Raw genomic sequence first — 14,416 nt, forward strand, 5'->3', positions numbered from 1 at the left:
AATGGGATGGATCGGACTGCGTGATCGCGACGATGGCTGGTTCAAGCCGGACCCGCGGCTGACGGAAACCGGGGCGGACCGGGTGCTGCACCGTGGCAGCCTGGTGGTCGAGAGCCGCATCTCGGCTGATATACGGCCGCAGACCATGCTGGCGTTCCGCCGGACATGGCCGATGCCGGGCCTGTTTTCGATCCAGGCGTTGCCGCAGGGCGGTATCGTCCTGGTGGACGCGCAGGGCGACGACATCTGTCACGCAACCCTGCCGGTGGATGGCGACGGGCGGCTGGATATCCTGCGCCTGACCTATTCCTGGGACAGCACCGAAGGGTGGGCCCGGCTGACGCTGGAGCGGCCCGAATCCGACCAGGTGCACACCGTGGCGATGACTGCCACGCTGCCCCTGCCGATCGACGACCTGAACGCGGTTTTCGCCCATGGATGCAATTTCGAAGTGGACGAGGAGGTGATGTTCCTGGCCCTGTCCGACCGGATCGAGCCGGTGGGACCGCTGCCCGCACTGACTGCGCAGGTGCCGATCATGACAGACCGGGGCGAGCGTCCGGCAGGCGAGATCCGCCGTGGCGACGTTGTGCTGACGGATGACGGCCAGCGCGTGCCGGTGTTGCAGGTGGTCAAGCGGACCGTTCCCGCGCGGGGCAGTTTCCGGCCCATCCGCCTGCGGGCGCCCTATTTCAAGCTGACGCAGGACATCGTGGTCTCGCCGCAGCAGCGGCTGGTGATGCACGGCAGCGAGGTCGAATACATGTTCGGCCGCGAGGCGGTTCTTGTGCCGGCGCGGCACCTTGTGAACGACCGCTCCGCCTTTCACGCCAAGGGGCCGGACCTTGTGACCTATCACCACCTGCTGTTGCCGGGACACGAAGCCGTCCTGGCGGCGGGATGCGCGCTGGAAAGCCTTTATATCGGGCGGCTGCGGCGCAAGCCCGCGGCCATTGCCGCAAGCGTGCTGGCGTCGTTCGACCGCAACCGTCTGCCGGAACATGCCAAGCCGGTCTGGCCGGTGCTGAAACCCTTCGAGGCGGTGACGCTGGCCACCAGCCGCGCGGCCTGAGCCGCGCGGCAGTCTAGTCGTAGAAGGGCGTCATCTGGGCGACGATAACGGCGTTCTCATCGAGCGCGCGCTGCATGAGGTCGCGCTCGTCCTCGCCGATCTCGTGGCCTTCGGCGAGGCGTTCGTCGAGTGTGCCGTAGCCCGAGACATCCAGGGGCGCGGTGTCGGCCTGTTTCAGGATCGCCACGGTTTCGCGCACCGCCTCGGCCTCGTCCACGCCAGAGGCATAGACGACCAGCGCGGCCCCGGTGGCCTTGTCCGGCAGGCCGTCGCCGGACTTGCGTCCGATCTCGACTAGCAGGGTGAAGACCTGCTGAGGCTTTTTCTTGTCAGGATCTTTGGCCATGAGGGACCTCGTGCCGGGCCTGCCGCGCAGGGATCAGTCGCGCAGCAGTTCGTTGATGGCGGTCTTGGAGCGGGTCTTTTCGTCCACGCGCTTTACGATCACGGCGCAATAGAGGTTGAGGTTGTTCTTGGTGGGCATCGAGCCCGACACGACGACCGAGTAGGGCGGCACTTCGCCCATGAAGACCTCGCCGGTTTCGCGGTCGACGATCTTGGTGGATTTGCCGATATAGACGCCCATGCCCAGAACCGAGCCTTCGCGCACGATGCAGCCCTCGACGACCTCGGAGCGGGCGCCGATAAAGCAGTTGTCCTCGATGATCGTGGGGCCGGCCTGCATCGGTTCCAGCACGCCGCCGATGCCGACGCCGCCCGACAGGTGCACGCCCTTGCCGATCTGCGCGCAGGAGCCGACTGTGGCCCAGGTGTCGACCATCGTGCCTTCGTCCACATAGGCGCCGAGGTTCACGAAAGAGGGCATCAGCACCACGCCGGGGGCGATATAGGCCGATTTGCGCACGATGCAGTTCGGCACGGCGCGAAAGCCGCCCTCTTTCCATTCGGTGTCGCCCCAGCCCTTGAACTTGCTGTCGACCTTGTCCCACCAGGTGCTGCCTTGCGGGCCGCCCGCCTGTGGCTCCATGTCCTTGAGGCGGAAGCCCAGCAGCACGGCCTTCTTGGCCCATTGGTTGACGAGCCAGTCGCCGTTGTCCTGCCGTTCGGCCACGCGCAGTTTGCCGCTGTCGAGAGCGTCAAGCGTCGCCTCGATGGCCTCGCGCGTCTCGCCGCCGGTCGAGGGTGTGATCTGGTCGCGGGTTTCCCATGCGGACTCAATTGCGGTTTCAAGCTGTGCGTTGGACATCTGTTGCGTGCTCCCCTTGGCAGGTCGTGTTGTGCTGAAATGCCCTATACGGGCGGACGGGGGGGATCGCAATGCGACGCGACGCCGGTCATTCGCGGCAGGTTCCGCCGTGCGCGCATGAAAAGGCGGGCGTCCGAGGACGCCCGCCGAGGGACAAGGGGTCGGGATACGGCGTTACCGTACCACGTAGACCACGCGGCGCTCTGCCGGTTCCACCAGCACCGGCACGCCGTTCACATAGGCGTAACGATACTCGGTATCGGGGACGGGTTGCAGCGTCACGGCCGCGGGCAGCTGGGCGCCGGTCACGACTTCGCCGTCGAGATAGATCGGCTCCACCGGGTTGTCGCGCACGTAGACAACCGTGTTGTCGGGCGGCGTGATCGGGGTGACGTAGGTGTCTTCGACCACCGTGCCGATGGCACCGCCAGCCGCGACGGTGTCGGCTTCGCTGTAGTCATAGGTCACGGTCGGAAGCTGCATCGTGCTGCGGTTCTCGATGACGCGGACCGAACCGGCATCGGTGGACGCGGCAAGATAGTCGCCATAGGCCCATCCCTGGGTGCCATTGTAACTGACCTCGCACCAGGAGCTGGCCTCGATGCAGCCTTGGATGCTGACGGCGCTGGCATTGGGGATCACGGCGATCACGGGTTGCGCCGGGCTGGGGCCCGCGCGCAGGTTCAGGTCGGTCACAGCGGTTGCGTCGACATCCGCCATGGCGGCGCCAGCGCCGAGAGTGCCGGCAAGGGTCAGGCTCAGAAGTCGGGTCTTCATTTGGAAATCCTCCTCACTCACATGGGCGTGCCATGCAGACGGAATGTCCGCCGGCAATCTGACTCCTCAACGCGGCGATTTCCAAGAGCGTTCCCGGTCGTTTCGGCAAAGCGTGAAAACGGGCGTCAATCCGCCGATAAGGGGTCTGGCGTGAGATTGCCGCCACAGACCAAGACCGCGACGCGCTCATCTTTTTCAGGCCGGTAGGCGCCGCTGCTCAACGCGGCGAGAGCGGTGGCACCGGCGGGTTCGACAAGCTGGCGGGCGTCTTTCCAGAGCGCATGCTGAGCGGCGGTGATGGCGTCGTCGCTGACAGTGACGGAGGTCACGTCGTGCGCTTGCGCGAGGTCGAGGCAGATCGACCCGATGCGCCGCGCGCCAAGCGCGTTGGCCGCGACGCCCGAGACCTCGACATCGACGGCCTTGCCGGCCTCGAGTCCGGCATTCAGCGCGGCGCAGGTCTCAGGCTCGACCGCGACGACCTTGCGACGCCCGTCGAGCCAAGCCAGCGCGCCGGCGATCAAGCCGCCGCCGCCGACGGCGATCAGGACGGTATCGGCCTCCAGTCCCTGGTCCTCCCACTCGGCCATGCAGGTGCCCTGGCCCACCACGGTGGCGGGCGCGTCGTATGCGTGGATCTGCATCGCGCCGGTTTCGGCCTCGTATTCGCGGGCGGCATCGAGCGCATTGGAATAGGCGCCTTCGACCACGTGCAAATCGGCGCCCTGGTCGCGGATCAGGGCGATCTTGGCGGGGCCGGCCATTTCGGGCACGTAGATGCGGGCACGGTGGCCAAGTTTTGCGGCGGCATAGGCCACGGCGGCACCGTGGTTGCCGCCCGAGGCTGCGACCAGCCCGGCCTTGGGGACGTCCTGCGACAGAAGGGTGTTGAAGGCGCCGCGCGGCTTGAAGCTGCCGGTGTGCTGGGTGTGCTCCAGCTTGAGCTCGATGGGGCGGTCGAGGCCGAAGCCCGACACCTGCGCCACCGGGGTGCGGCGCAGGTACGGAGCGATGCGGAATTTCGCGGCGGCGATCTCGGTTTTCCAGTCCATTTCAAAGCCTTTCCTGTATGCCCCGTATCTAGGCAAATCGCGTGGAACCCTATACGGGTGGAAAAACGAACCCAACAGGGAAGTTCAGGATGAAAGACGACCGCAATAGCCAGTTTCGGGACGCGCATTCCGACCGCAACACCGCCGAGCAGGTGCCCGACACGCCGCAGACCCGTGCGCCGGCCTACAGGCTGGCCTTTGCCGATGACGATTTCCTGTGTCGCGACGAGCTGCGGCCCGTGCGGTTGCAGCTGGAATTACTGAAGCCCGAGATGATCCTGAACGAACGCGGCATCGAAAGCACGGTTGTCCTGTTCGGCGGTGCGCGGATTCCCGAACCAGCGGTCAAGGACACCGCGCGGACCGAGACGCTGGCGGAGCTGTCGCGGTTTTATGACGAGGCGCGCAGCTTTGCGAAGATGCTGACCGAAAAGTCGATGCAGAGCTACGGGCGCGAGTTCGTCGTGGCGACGGGCGGCGGGCCCGGCGTGATGGAGGCGGGCAACCGCGGGGCGGCCGATGCAGGCGGTACGTCGATCGGGCTGAACATCGTGCTGCCGCACGAGCAGGCGCCGAACGAATACGTGACGCCGGGGCTGTGCTTCAACTTCCATTACTTCGCCATTCGCAAGATGCATTTCCTGATGCGCGCGAAGGCGATCTGCTGTTTCCCCGGCGGGTTCGGGACGCTGGACGAGATGTTCGAGGCGCTGACGCTGATCCAGACGGACCGGATGAAACGTGTGCCGTTCCTGCTTTTCGGCGAGGAGTTCTGGCGCAAGATCATCAACTGGGAGGCGCTGTCGGAGGCCGGAACGATCAGCGCCGAGGACCTCGACCTCTTTCAGTTTGTCGAAAGCGCCGAGGAGGCGGTGAAGATCATCGACGATTGGTACGAAGAGCTTTAGGCCCCGTCGAATTCGCAGAGGGTGTGGACGTCCATGCCGAGCGCCTCGATCCGTTTGCGCCCGCCCAGTTCGGGCAGGTCGATGACGAAGGCGCAGCCGACGATCTCGCCGCCCAGCCGTTCGATCAGCTTGATACCCGCCTCGGCGGTGCCGCCGGTGGCCAGAAGGTCATCGACCAGCAGGACCTTTTCGCCGGGGGTGATGGCGTCGTCGTGGATCTCGACGATGGCCTCGCCGTATTCCAGCAGGTACTCCTCGGAAATCACCTTGCCGGGCAGCTTGCCCTTCTTGCGGATCGGCACGAATCCCTTGCCCAGCTGGTGCGCCACGGCGCCACCGAGGATGAAGCCGCGCGCCTCGAGCCCCGCGACCTTGTCGATTGCCATACCGGCGTAGGGATGCAGCAACTGATCCACCGCAAGGCGCAGTCCGCGCGGGTCGGCAAAGAGCGTGGTGACATCGCGGAACATGATGCCTTCATGCGGGAAGTCGACGATTGTGCGGATGTAATCCTTGACCGTTTTCGCGTTGGGCATGGCGGTGTCTCCGGTTGGGCCTGTCCGCTCTTGCGTTTGGCGCAACTGGCGCAAAATCGCAAGGTTTGGCTGGGATCGGCACGGTTTCGGAGGTCAGGGAATTGATATGCAAGAGGGTTTGCCAAGGCTGCATATGCTTTGTATATACCTTGGCGAGCCGGTGACGGAAAACGCAAATCAGGAGCTCTCGTGGCCAAGAGTGACGACAAGAAAGCCGGGAAGAAAGACAGCCAGCTGATCCTGCGGCTGAACAAGGATGACCGCGACACGTTCATCGAGCTGTGCAAGGAGATGGACACCAGCGCGGCTCGGGAAATCCGCGGGTTCATCCGGAAATTCATCAAGAAGAACAGCTGACGCGCCTACCACAGCGCGGGTTTCGTGACCATCAGCCAGAAGACCCATGTCAGCGCCGCGAAGGCGGGCCAGCCGAGGGCGAACCAGAGGCGGTAGGCGCGGTGCGCGGCCTGCGGCAGGGGGGCGTCGGTGCGCAGGGCCTCGGCGGCGAGGTCGCGGATGCGGATTTGCAGGCGCACGACGGGCGCCCAGCAGAGGAAGGCCAGCACGTACAGAGCGTAGGTCGCCAGGAGCCACGGTGCGAAGGGGTCGAAGCCTGCCATGTGGATGAGCGCAAGGCCGGTGAGCGGCTGCACGATCCCGGCGGGGGTGGTGAAGAGCCAGTCGGCCAACACCACGCCAGAGGCGACGGAATGGATTGTCTGCACGCGGCCCGTGCGCATCGCCCAGACCATCTGGAACGCGGTGCCGATGCCGGTACCGAAGAGGACGGTTGAGCTGAGGATATGGAGCCATTTGGTGATCAGGTAGGGGTCCATCGTCAGCGCTCGTCTTCGAGGATGGCGTGGACCGAGATGAGGGCGAGGATGGGCAGGTTCTTGAGCAGTCCGCCCAGGGGCAGCAGCCACAGGCCCGGGGCAAGGATCGTGAAGGCGAGGGTGTAGGAGAGGACCAGCGCCGCCTGAAGCCCGGCGACCAATCGGGGGCGCCAGCCGCGGAAAAGGGCAGCGGCGAGGGCAAGGTCCAGGAGGCCGCCCAGACGGGCCATCGCGACGAGGGCTGCGTCCGGGAGGGTCGTGTCAGGGATCAGGGGCAGGAAATCGGCGCGTGGCAGGAACAGGCCCAAGAAGCCGGAGGCCAGCCACAGAAGGGCCAGCACGATGCGCAGGGCCGGGCGGGCGAGGTAGAGGCGGGCATGCCAGAGATCCTGTGTGCCGGCCGGGCGGCTGTCGAGGAAGTTCGAGAGGCCGCGGGGTTTGTCCGGCAGGGTCTCGGTCAGCTTGGCATGGTCGGCCAGGACGCCGTTCTGGAGTTGCGCGACCGAAGTGGCGGAGATCGGGCCGAGGCGCATGGCGTCGCCAATCCGGCCCATGGCTTTGGCAAGCCCGACAGGCAGGCGTAACAGGCGGGTGGAGGGCAGGCCGAACCAGGCGCGGAGGGAGTGCAGCATCCCGGCCTGGGTTACCGTCTCGGGACCGCCGATGTCATGCGGGCCGGGGCCGGGGGGATGGCGCAGCAGGTGATCGACGGCGCGGGCAAGGTCGGCGGCGTGGATCGGGTTGAACGTCTGTTGCCCGTCGCCGACGACCGGGGTGACGACCGGCAGGGCGGCCAGAGCGCGGGCGAGCGACGAGCCGCCATAGGAGGTTTCGCCCAGCACCAGCCCGACGCGGAGGATGGTAACGTCATGATCCGAGGCGATTTTCTCGCCCGCGTGACGGTACCGGGCAAAGTCGGTGGCGGCGCCGTCGATGCCGACGGCGGAAATGAGCAAGCCCTGCGCGTCGGGCAGCGCAGCGTAAAGCGCCTCCGGGGCGCTGACGTGGACGGCGGTGTAGATGGGCTCGGGCGCGTCGAGGACGCCGGCGCTGTTGACGAAGTGGGTGACACTGGAGAGGCGGCTGCGCCAGAAGGCTGGGTCGTGGGCCTGGGGGTCGGTGAGGTCGACCTTCAGTGTCTCGAACCCCATGCGTTCTAGGCGTGCGGTGCGGCGGGCGCAGGCGCGCACGTTCCAGCCCGCGTCGCGGAGACCGTAGGCGAGGTGGCGGCCGATAAATCCATCGGCCCCGAGGACGAGGACGGTGCCGGGCGCGGCGCTCACGCGGTGCGGCGCAGGGCGGCTGTCATCACGCCCATGCCCACGAGCGCCGCGCCGCCGCCGCGGGTGAGCCAGGTGATGACCGAAGGCCGCCCGATGGTCTGGCGCAGGCGGTCGGCCAGGATCGCATAGATCAGCGCGTTGAGCCAGGCGAGACCCACGAAGGTGGCGATCAGGATGGCGAATTGCGGGGCCAAAGCCCTGTCGACGCTGACGAATTGCGGCACGAAGGCGATGAAGAAGGCGATGGATTTGGGGTTCAGCGCGGTGACCGCGGCGGCGTGCCAGAAGACGCCGCTGGCGGGTTTCGCGGCGGTCGTGTGATCCAGCCCGGTGCTGGGCGGGCTGCGCAACAGTTTGATGCCGAGATACACCAGATATGCCGCGCCGATCCATTTCAGCACTGTAAAGAGCGTGGCCGAGGCCAGCACCAATGCGCCGAGCCCCAGAAGGGACGCGGTCATCGCCACGAGATCGCCAAGGGCCACACCGGTGGCGGAGGCGACGGCGATTCGCTTGCCCTGGCTGAGAGCGTAGGACAGGACCAGAAGCACGGTCGGGCCGGGGATGAACAAAAGCGCGAGGGTCGCCGCCACGAATGTCAGCCAGAGATCTAGGGGCATCGGGTTAAGCCTTTCTAAAGGACGCGGCCCGCGACGGCGTCGAGACGCGCCACCAGGGCCGGGTCGCGGGCCTCGGGGGCGGTGAGGATGGCGTGTTCCAGCGCGCGGTCGCAGCCATGGGGACAGGGCTCGCGGTCCTCGGACCCCAGCAGCGCGGGCAGGCGGGCGACCATGTCGCGGGCCTTGTCGGCGTTGCCGAGAAGGGTGGCGATGATCTGCGTGACGTCGACCTCTCCGTGGTCGGGGTGCCAGCTGTCATAGTCGGTGATCATGGCGACGGAGGCGTAGCAAAGCTCGGCCTCGCGGGCGAGCTTGGCCTCGGGCATGTTGGTCATGCCGATCACGTCGGCGCCCCAGCTTTCGCGGTACATTTTCGATTCCGCCAGCGTGCTGAATTGCGGGCCTTCCATGGCGAGGTAGGTCCCGATGTCATGGACCGTCACGCCGGCGGCGCGGGCGGCCGCGGCGCAGGCCGACCCGAGGCGCGGACAGGTGGGGTGGGCCACGCTGACATGGGCGACGCAGCCCTGGCCGAAGAAGGATTTCTCGCGGGCGACGGTGCGGTCAATGAATTGATCCACAATGACAAAATCGCCGGGCGCCATGTCTTCGCGGAACGAGCCGCAGGCGGAGACGCTGACGATGTCGGTCGCGCCGATGCGTTTCAGCGCGTCGATATTGGCGCGGTAGGGCACCGTCGAGGGCGAATGCACGTGGCCGCGCCCGTGACGGGGCAGGAAGGCCATGTAGGTGTCGCCCAGCATCCCGGTCAGGACCTGGTCGGAGGGTGCGCCCCAGGGGGTGTCCACCGTGACCCATTCGGGGTGTTGCAGGCCCTCTATTTCATAGAGGCCCGAGCCCCCGATCACGCCGAGATACGATGTCATGGATGTCCTTTCCGCTTTGCCACAGCGAATACCGTGCGGCGCGGAAATTCAACCCTGAACGGGATCTATCAGGCGCCGGCGCCCAGCGTGCAGAGATCGCCGCGGCCGGTCAGCGAGGTGATTATGCGGCCCTCGTCGGTGTCGCGGATGGCAAAGCCGTAGCCGCGCAGCCGGAACTTCCATTCCCGGTCGGAGACGCAGAGTTCGCGTTCGCGCATGACGAAGTTGCGGATGTCGTTCTTGGTCTCAAATCCCATCGTTTCCTACCCTTCCACAAATAGGTTGATGAAACAGCGATATTCACGGCACGTGGCAACAATCGTGCCGAAATGTGGCGCGGAGAAGATTTCTGCAAATTGCTGACAGAATGGTTAACGGCGGGTCAGGGCGCCGAAACGGGACGTCGGTATCGCGTCGGTATCCGGGTGGTATGACGACGGTGCGATTTTCGCACGTTTGGCGGCTTGACGAACCGCACGGGGCGGTGCGGAAATTTCAAAATTTCCGCGCCCGGAAAATGCGCATTCTCCGGGGCATTCTCCGCGTGGAGAATGCGTCCGACCGTGTTGTGCGGGCCGCCCCCGTCAGACGTCTGCGTCGTCTTCCATGTCGAGATGGGGATCCTGGGTTTTCTTGGTGTCCTGCGCCGGAGCCTGGCTGGACCCTTCGATTGTTCTGGCGTCGTCCGCGGCGCGGTCGAGGCGCAGGTGGGTGGCGGCGCCGTTCTTGTCCTCGCCGAAATAGATGGTCTGGTGCGGGAAGGGGATCTCGATGCCGCGTTCGTCCATGATCCGCTTGCAGATCTCGTTGAAGGCGCGGCCGGTACCCCATTGCGTGCCCGGAACGGTCTTGATCCGGGCGCGCAGGACCACGGCGCTGTCGCCCAGGGACTGGACGCCGAACCATTCCAGATCGCCGGTGATGTTCTCGCCGGCTTCGCTGGCGCGCAGTTCCTCGAAGGCGTCGACCATGGCGTCCTTGCCGTCGTTGACGTTCTCTCGGTAGGCGATGCCCACATCCGCGACGAAGTAGGAATAATCGCGCACGTAGTTCGACACCATGTCCACGGAGGAGAACGGGATCAGGTGAACGACGGCGTGCACGTCGCGCAGGGTGACCGAGCGGATGGTCAGTTTCTCGACCGTGCCGGTGGTGCCGCCAAGCGTCACCACGTCGCCCACGTTGATGGCGTTCTCGAACTGGATGAAGATGCCGGTGATGATGTCCTGCACCATTTTCTGCGCGCCGAAACCGATCGCCAGGCCGAGCACACCGGCGGAGGCGATGAGCGGGGCGATGTCGACCCCAAGCTCGGCCAGCACGAACATCACGATGATGACCATGAGCGCGATGGTGGCGGCGTTGCGCAGAAGCGTCAGCAGCGTGATCTCGCGCGAGGTTGGGGCAGAGCCGAACTCGGGGTTCAGGCGGTAGTCGACCCATGACACCAGCGCCAGCCACAGGATCGCGCCGGCCAGCAGGATGAAGGCGATGCTGACGATGGCACCGGCGGCCCAGACGCCGAACTCGCTGCGCATCAGGCCGGAGATGTCCCACAGGCCGATGGCGTCGAGCGCGAAGGCCAGGACGCCGATCACGATGAAGACGCGCACGACCTGGATCACGCGGCCCAGAAGGGAGTTGATCCGCGGCTCGAGCGTGGGCATGCGGCTGCTGACGTTCATCGGCATGTGCATGCCGCGCACCGCGAAGCGCGAGAGCCCGCCCGAGATCAGCACGCCGAGGATGATGATGCCGACCACCTGCGCCGAGCTGATCAGCAGCGGCAGGATCAGCCCGTCGGGGCGTGCGGCCACGATGACGGCGAGGCCCGCCAGGTAGAGCAGCACCGGGATGTACCAGTTGCGTCCGATGAAGCGCAGGGCGCTGGGCCGCTCTTCGGGGGCGGGGCCGAGGATCCAGCCCGCCACGTCCTTGCGCGAGCGCACCACCAGGATGGCGGCCATGGCGATGGCGATGAAGGCCAGCAGGGTCGAGATGCCCCGCCCGGCGGCATAGGAGGCCTGCCGGTTGACGATGGGGACGATAAGAAGCTGGCCATAGCCGATCACCGAGGCGATGGCGCCGAACCACGAGGACATGCGCCGGGCGGCGACGTCGGAGATGGCGACGAAGCGCAGTTCGTGCGTCGAGGGTGCGAGAACCGCGCGGATGGCCACCTTGGCCAGTCCGACGAGCAGGAAGGCGTTGAGATAGAGCGTCTGGCGCACGCCGATGACGCCGGTTTCGCCGTACAGATAAAGCGCGACGAGATAGCCGAGGCCCCAGGCCGCGAGGACCACCAAGATGTCGATGAGGCAGGTGGCGGCGACCACCGCGAGGGTGCGCACGAAGCCCCAGTCATGGGCCTTGTCGCCCATGCGGCGATAGATCAGCCGCGCCCCGGCCCGCAGCACGAGGTAGGCCCCGACGGTGACGACGATGACCACGGCCAGCGCCTGAAGCGCCTCCCACAACACGTCGAGCTGCCCGCCATCGAGCGCCAGGAGCGTGGTGGGCAGGGCGATTACCGCACCCAGGGCGGAGCCGACGGACGTGGCGGCGGTCTCGAAGAAAGACTTGGTGAAATCGGCCAGCTGGCGCCCGATCGAGGTGTCTTCCTCGGGATCGACGACCTCGGTGGTGGTGGTTTCGGCCGCGCCGCGCAACGATTGGATCAGCGCGTCGCGGGCCTCGGGATTTTCGAGCAGATCAATGAGTTGCTGTGCCTCGGCAGAGGGCACGTTGGCCTCTTGCGCGCTGGCGGGGGTGAGGAAAAACAGGCCGAGCGCGGCCACAAGCAGAATACGGGTCAAAAGATACATGGGTCGTCCAGTGCTGGTCTTCGATTTGCCGGAGACTTAGCACTGTGAGCGGTGACAGCAACCTTGGCCTTGCGCGCACGGCCACGCCAGTGCCGAGGGAAACCGCGGCACCAGGGCCGGTCGGACCGGGATCGAATACCCGGTGTGGGGGGGGCCGGCGGGCCCGTTGCCGTGGCGGTCCCGGTGCGTGCGTCAGCCGCGGACCACGTAGACCGAGCACTTGGCGTGGGTGACGACGTGGCTGGCGGTGGTGCCGAGCAGGTAGTCCTGCACCTTGGGGTTGGCCGAGTTCATCACGATGACGTCGACCTTGCGCTCGTCCGCGAGCTTGACGATCTGGCGGTGGATCGCGCCCTTGCGCACGACGGTTTCCACCTGGACGCCATCGGGCGGGTTGTCGCTGAGGAACTTCGCCAGCTGCTGGGACCAGTAGGCCTCGGAGTCGCGGATGTTGAGGTTGCGTTCCATTTCCGGGGCGACGGTGGCCACGATGAGCTTGGCGCGACGGCGTTTGGCCATCGAGACGGCCTCGTCATAGGCGCGGGTGTTGGTTTCGAGGTGACGCAGGTTCACGGGGCAGAGGAGCAGTTCGACGTCTTTGGCCATCGGGTATTCCAGTTTATGCGTGGTGGATCGAAAGCGGGCGGGATGGCGGGTGGCAGGGAGGTCGGCTCAATGATCCCCCGGGGCTTGGTCCGGGGGTTTAAGAGAGGCGGTGATCCCGGGTCAAGCCCGGGATGCGATGAAATTCAAAGGCCGGCCTCGGCCTCGATCTCGCGCCGGGACTTGCGCTGGCGTTCGGTGGCGGACTTGAGCTGGCCGCAGGCGGCCATGATGTCCTCGCCCCGCGGGGTGCGGATGGGCGAGGCGTAGCCGGCCTTGTAGATGATATCGGCGAATTTCTCGATCCGGTCCCAGTCGGAGCGCTGGTGCGGAGCGCCGGGCCATTCGTTGAACGGAATGAGGTTGATCTTGGCCGGGATGCCCTTGATCAGCTGCACCAGGCGGCGGGCGTCCTCGTCGCTGTCGTTGACGTCCTTGAGCATCACGTACTCGAAGGTGATGCGCTCGGAATTGGACGCCTTGGGATAGGCACGGAGCGCATCCAGGAGAGCGGCGATGTTCCATTTGCGGTTGATCGGCACCAGCTTGTCGCGCACCTCGTCGGTGGTGGCGTGGAAGCTGACAGCGAGCATACAGCCGATTTCCTGCGCCGTCTTGTGAATCTCCGGGACGATGCCGGAGGTCGAGAGCGTGATGCGGCGGCGCGAGAGCGCGATGCCTTCGCCGTCCATCGCGATTTTCATGGCGTCGCGGACGTTTTCGAAATTGTAGAGCGGCTCGCCCATGCCCATCAGCACGATGTTCGACAGAAGGCGCGGGCCGTCGGTGCCCATGCCGACGCCGGGTTTGGGCCATTCATCGAGATCGTCGCGCGCCAGCATGACCTGGCCGATGATTTCACCGGCCGTAAGGTTGCGCACCAGTTTCTGGGTGCCGGTGTGGCAGAACGAGCAGGTGAGGGTGCAGCCGACCTGGGAGGAAATGCAGAGCGTGCCGCGGTCTTCCTCGGGGATATAGACGGTTTCGACCTCGTGGCCGCCTGCGATTCGCACCAGGTACTTGCGGGTGCCGTCGGCGCTGACCTGGCGGTCGACGATTTCGGGCAGGTCGATGACGAATTTCTCGGCCAGTTCGGCGCGGTAGGCCTTGGAGAGGTTGGTCATGGCGGCAAAGTCGCGCACGCCCCACTGGTAGATCCATTGCCAGATCTGGTTCACGCGCATCTTGGCCTGCTTTTCCGGGGTGCCATGGGCGATCAGGGTGTCGCGCAGGGCGTCGCGGGTGAGGCCGACAAGGTTGATCGGCCCCTCGGGCAGCTTGCGGGGGATGGTCAGGACATCCTGGGTGATGGGCGCAGATTCGGTCATGGCACGTCTCATCGGGTTGGCGTTGCGCCATCATATAGGCGCGGGCGGCTGATTCCAAAACGGGGGAGTGCCCCCTGAAATAAAGACAAACCCCCGAAGCGGGTGCCCGGGGGTCGTCATGACAATGCGTGTGGCCCTGGCGGCGGGTCTTAAAGGAGACCTTCGCGCTGGGCCTTCTTGCGTGCGAGCTTGCGGGCGCGGCGGATAGCCTCGGCCTTTTCGCGCGCTTTTTTCTCGGACGGTTTCTCGAAATGTTGCCGAAGCTTCATCTCGCGAAAAACGCCCTCACGCTGCAGTTTCTTTTTCAGGGCACGAAGCGCCTGATCGACATTGTTGTCGCGAACACTGACCTGCATGTGGTTGTCACCACCTTTCTAGGTTAAAGTTGCATAATTTGCAGGAAGTGGCCGTATAGCAAAGCCGTTCTAGTTTGTCTAGGCGCAGACGCGCGACACGGACGCAGCACGAAAAGGAGCCCCGGA

17 protein-coding genes are annotated in these 14,416 nt (G+C 65.7%); 3 read left to right on the forward strand and 14 right to left on the reverse strand.

All coding sequences use genetic code 11. The annotated features are described in order from the left end of the window. Position 1 precedes the first annotated feature (1 nt). Positions 2-1,072 carry a Hint domain-containing protein gene (locus tag FIU89_RS01820; protein ID WP_152491029.1) on the forward strand — a complete coding sequence of 357 codons (1,071 nt, stop codon included), beginning with the start codon at positions 2-4 and terminating at the stop codon, positions 1,070-1,072. A 13-nt stretch (positions 1,073-1,085) separates the two neighbouring features. Here FIU89_RS01820 and FIU89_RS01825 read toward each other — a convergent pair whose 3' ends face one another. The 4 genes from FIU89_RS01825 to FIU89_RS01840 form a co-directional block, all read right to left on the reverse strand. Next, complete coding sequence (locus FIU89_RS01825; protein WP_152491030.1) at positions 1,086-1,418, reverse strand: hypothetical protein; 333 nt, start codon at positions 1,416-1,418, stop codon at positions 1,086-1,088. Between the two features lie 33 nt (positions 1,419-1,451). Further along, a complete protein-coding gene (gene dapD, locus FIU89_RS01830; RefSeq protein ID WP_152491031.1) occupies positions 1,452-2,279 on the reverse strand; it encodes a 2,3,4,5-tetrahydropyridine-2,6-dicarboxylate N-succinyltransferase in 828 nt (275 codons plus the stop codon). A 174-nt stretch (positions 2,280-2,453) separates the two neighbouring features. Further along, positions 2,454-3,056: a DUF1236 domain-containing protein gene (locus FIU89_RS01835; protein WP_152491032.1), complete on the reverse strand. Its 603-nt coding sequence runs from the start codon at positions 3,054-3,056 to the stop codon at positions 2,454-2,456. 125 nt (positions 3,057-3,181) lie between these two features. Beyond that, entirely contained in the window at positions 3,182-4,108 is a 927-nt protein-coding gene (locus FIU89_RS01840; protein WP_152491033.1) for a threonine/serine dehydratase, read from the reverse strand. Between the two features lie 89 nt (positions 4,109-4,197). Here FIU89_RS01840 and FIU89_RS01845 point away from each other — a divergent pair, with 89 nt between their 5' ends. Then, the gene (locus tag FIU89_RS01845) at positions 4,198-5,016 is read left to right on the forward strand and encodes a TIGR00730 family Rossman fold protein (protein ID WP_152491034.1); all 819 of its coding nucleotides are present in this window, start codon (positions 4,198-4,200) and stop codon (positions 5,014-5,016) included. Here FIU89_RS01845 and FIU89_RS01850 read toward each other — a convergent pair. Next, positions 5,013-5,552 carry an adenine phosphoribosyltransferase gene (locus FIU89_RS01850; RefSeq protein WP_152491035.1) on the reverse strand — a complete coding sequence of 180 codons (540 nt, stop codon included), beginning with the start codon at positions 5,550-5,552 and terminating at the stop codon, positions 5,013-5,015. The genes FIU89_RS01845 and FIU89_RS01850 overlap by 4 nt on opposite strands. A 189-nt stretch (positions 5,553-5,741) precedes the next feature. On the opposite strand from FIU89_RS01850, the gene FIU89_RS22150 reads away from it, so the two are divergent. Next, a complete protein-coding gene (locus tag FIU89_RS22150; protein ID WP_172977405.1) occupies positions 5,742-5,909 on the forward strand; it encodes a hypothetical protein in 168 nt (55 codons plus the stop codon). 5 nt (positions 5,910-5,914) lie between these two features. Here FIU89_RS22150 and FIU89_RS01855 read toward each other — a convergent pair whose 3' ends face one another. From FIU89_RS01855 to rpsU, 9 genes are all read right to left on the reverse strand, one after another. Beyond that, the gene (locus tag FIU89_RS01855; protein WP_152491036.1) at positions 5,915-6,388 is read right to left on the reverse strand and encodes a DUF2269 domain-containing protein; all 474 of its coding nucleotides are present in this window, start codon (positions 6,386-6,388) and stop codon (positions 5,915-5,917) included. 2 nt (positions 6,389-6,390) lie between these two features. Beyond that, positions 6,391-7,671: a DoxX-like family protein gene (locus tag FIU89_RS01860; RefSeq protein WP_172977992.1), complete on the reverse strand. Its 1,281-nt coding sequence runs from the start codon at positions 7,669-7,671 to the stop codon at positions 6,391-6,393. Beyond that, positions 7,668-8,291 (reverse strand): LysE family translocator, encoded by a 624-nt coding sequence (locus FIU89_RS01865; protein WP_152491038.1) that lies wholly within the window; start codon positions 8,289-8,291, stop codon positions 7,668-7,670. Before FIU89_RS01865 ends, FIU89_RS01860 begins: the two co-directional genes overlap by 4 nt. A 14-nt stretch (positions 8,292-8,305) precedes the next feature. Next, a complete protein-coding gene (locus FIU89_RS01870; RefSeq protein WP_152491039.1) occupies positions 8,306-9,178 on the reverse strand; it encodes an S-methyl-5'-thioadenosine phosphorylase in 873 nt (290 codons plus the stop codon). A gap of 68 nt (positions 9,179-9,246) precedes the next feature. Beyond that, positions 9,247-9,435 carry a hypothetical protein gene (locus tag FIU89_RS01875; RefSeq protein ID WP_152491040.1) on the reverse strand — a complete coding sequence of 63 codons (189 nt, stop codon included), beginning with the start codon at positions 9,433-9,435 and terminating at the stop codon, positions 9,247-9,249. 327 nt (positions 9,436-9,762) lie between these two features. Continuing rightward, the gene (locus tag FIU89_RS01880; RefSeq protein WP_152491041.1) at positions 9,763-12,003 is read right to left on the reverse strand and encodes a mechanosensitive ion channel domain-containing protein; all 2,241 of its coding nucleotides are present in this window, start codon (positions 12,001-12,003) and stop codon (positions 9,763-9,765) included. Positions 12,004-12,195: 192 nt separating this feature from the next. Continuing rightward, the gene (locus FIU89_RS01885) at positions 12,196-12,609 is read right to left on the reverse strand and encodes a universal stress protein (protein WP_152491042.1); all 414 of its coding nucleotides are present in this window, start codon (positions 12,607-12,609) and stop codon (positions 12,196-12,198) included. A 143-nt stretch (positions 12,610-12,752) separates the two neighbouring features. Next, a complete protein-coding gene (gene rlmN / locus FIU89_RS01890) occupies positions 12,753-13,934 on the reverse strand; it encodes a 23S rRNA (adenine(2503)-C(2))-methyltransferase RlmN (RefSeq protein ID WP_152491043.1) in 1,182 nt (393 codons plus the stop codon). A gap of 149 nt (positions 13,935-14,083) precedes the next feature. Continuing rightward, entirely contained in the window at positions 14,084-14,290 is a 207-nt protein-coding gene (rpsU, locus tag FIU89_RS01895; RefSeq protein ID WP_007818122.1) for a 30S ribosomal protein S21, read from the reverse strand. Between the last annotated feature and the right edge of the window lie 126 nt (positions 14,291-14,416).

It is taken from the genome of Roseovarius sp. THAF27, assembly GCF_009363655.1.
Lineage (GTDB): Bacteria > Pseudomonadota > Alphaproteobacteria > Rhodobacterales > Rhodobacteraceae > Roseovarius.

Bases quoted from the DNA above. Each gene is read 5' to 3' on its own strand.
- FIU89_RS01865 (WP_152491038.1), bottom strand. From the start codon at position 8,291: ATGCCCCTAGATCTCTGGCTGACATTCGTGGCGGCGACCCTCGCGCTT.
- FIU89_RS01870 (WP_152491039.1), bottom strand. From the start codon at position 9,178: ATGACATCGTATCTCGGCGTGATCGGGGGCTCGGGCCTCTATGAAATA.
- FIU89_RS01885 (WP_152491042.1), bottom strand. From the start codon at position 12,609: ATGGCCAAAGACGTCGAACTGCTCCTCTGCCCCGTGAACCTGCGTCAC.
- FIU89_RS01820 (WP_152491029.1), top strand. From the start codon at position 2: ATGGGATGGATCGGACTGCGTGATCGCGACGATGGCTGGTTCAAGCCG.
- FIU89_RS01835 (WP_152491032.1), bottom strand. From the start codon at position 3,056: ATGAAGACCCGACTTCTGAGCCTGACCCTTGCCGGCACTCTCGGCGCT.
- rlmN (WP_152491043.1), bottom strand. From the start codon at position 13,934: ATGACCGAATCTGCGCCCATCACCCAGGATGTCCTGACCATCCCCCGC.
- rpsU (WP_007818122.1), bottom strand. From the start codon at position 14,290: ATGCAGGTCAGTGTTCGCGACAACAATGTCGATCAGGCGCTTCGTGCC.
- dapD (WP_152491031.1), bottom strand. From the start codon at position 2,279: ATGTCCAACGCACAGCTTGAAACCGCAATTGAGTCCGCATGGGAAACC.
- FIU89_RS01825 (WP_152491030.1), bottom strand. From the start codon at position 1,418: ATGGCCAAAGATCCTGACAAGAAAAAGCCTCAGCAGGTCTTCACCCTG.
- FIU89_RS01875 (WP_152491040.1), bottom strand. From the start codon at position 9,435: ATGGGATTTGAGACCAAGAACGACATCCGCAACTTCGTCATGCGCGAA.
- FIU89_RS01845 (WP_152491034.1), top strand. From the start codon at position 4,198: ATGAAAGACGACCGCAATAGCCAGTTTCGGGACGCGCATTCCGACCGC.
- FIU89_RS01840 (WP_152491033.1), bottom strand. From the start codon at position 4,108: ATGGACTGGAAAACCGAGATCGCCGCCGCGAAATTCCGCATCGCTCCG.
- FIU89_RS01850 (WP_152491035.1), bottom strand. From the start codon at position 5,552: ATGCCCAACGCGAAAACGGTCAAGGATTACATCCGCACAATCGTCGAC.
- FIU89_RS01855 (WP_152491036.1), bottom strand. From the start codon at position 6,388: ATGGACCCCTACCTGATCACCAAATGGCTCCATATCCTCAGCTCAACC.
- FIU89_RS01880 (WP_152491041.1), bottom strand. From the start codon at position 12,003: ATGTATCTTTTGACCCGTATTCTGCTTGTGGCCGCGCTCGGCCTGTTT.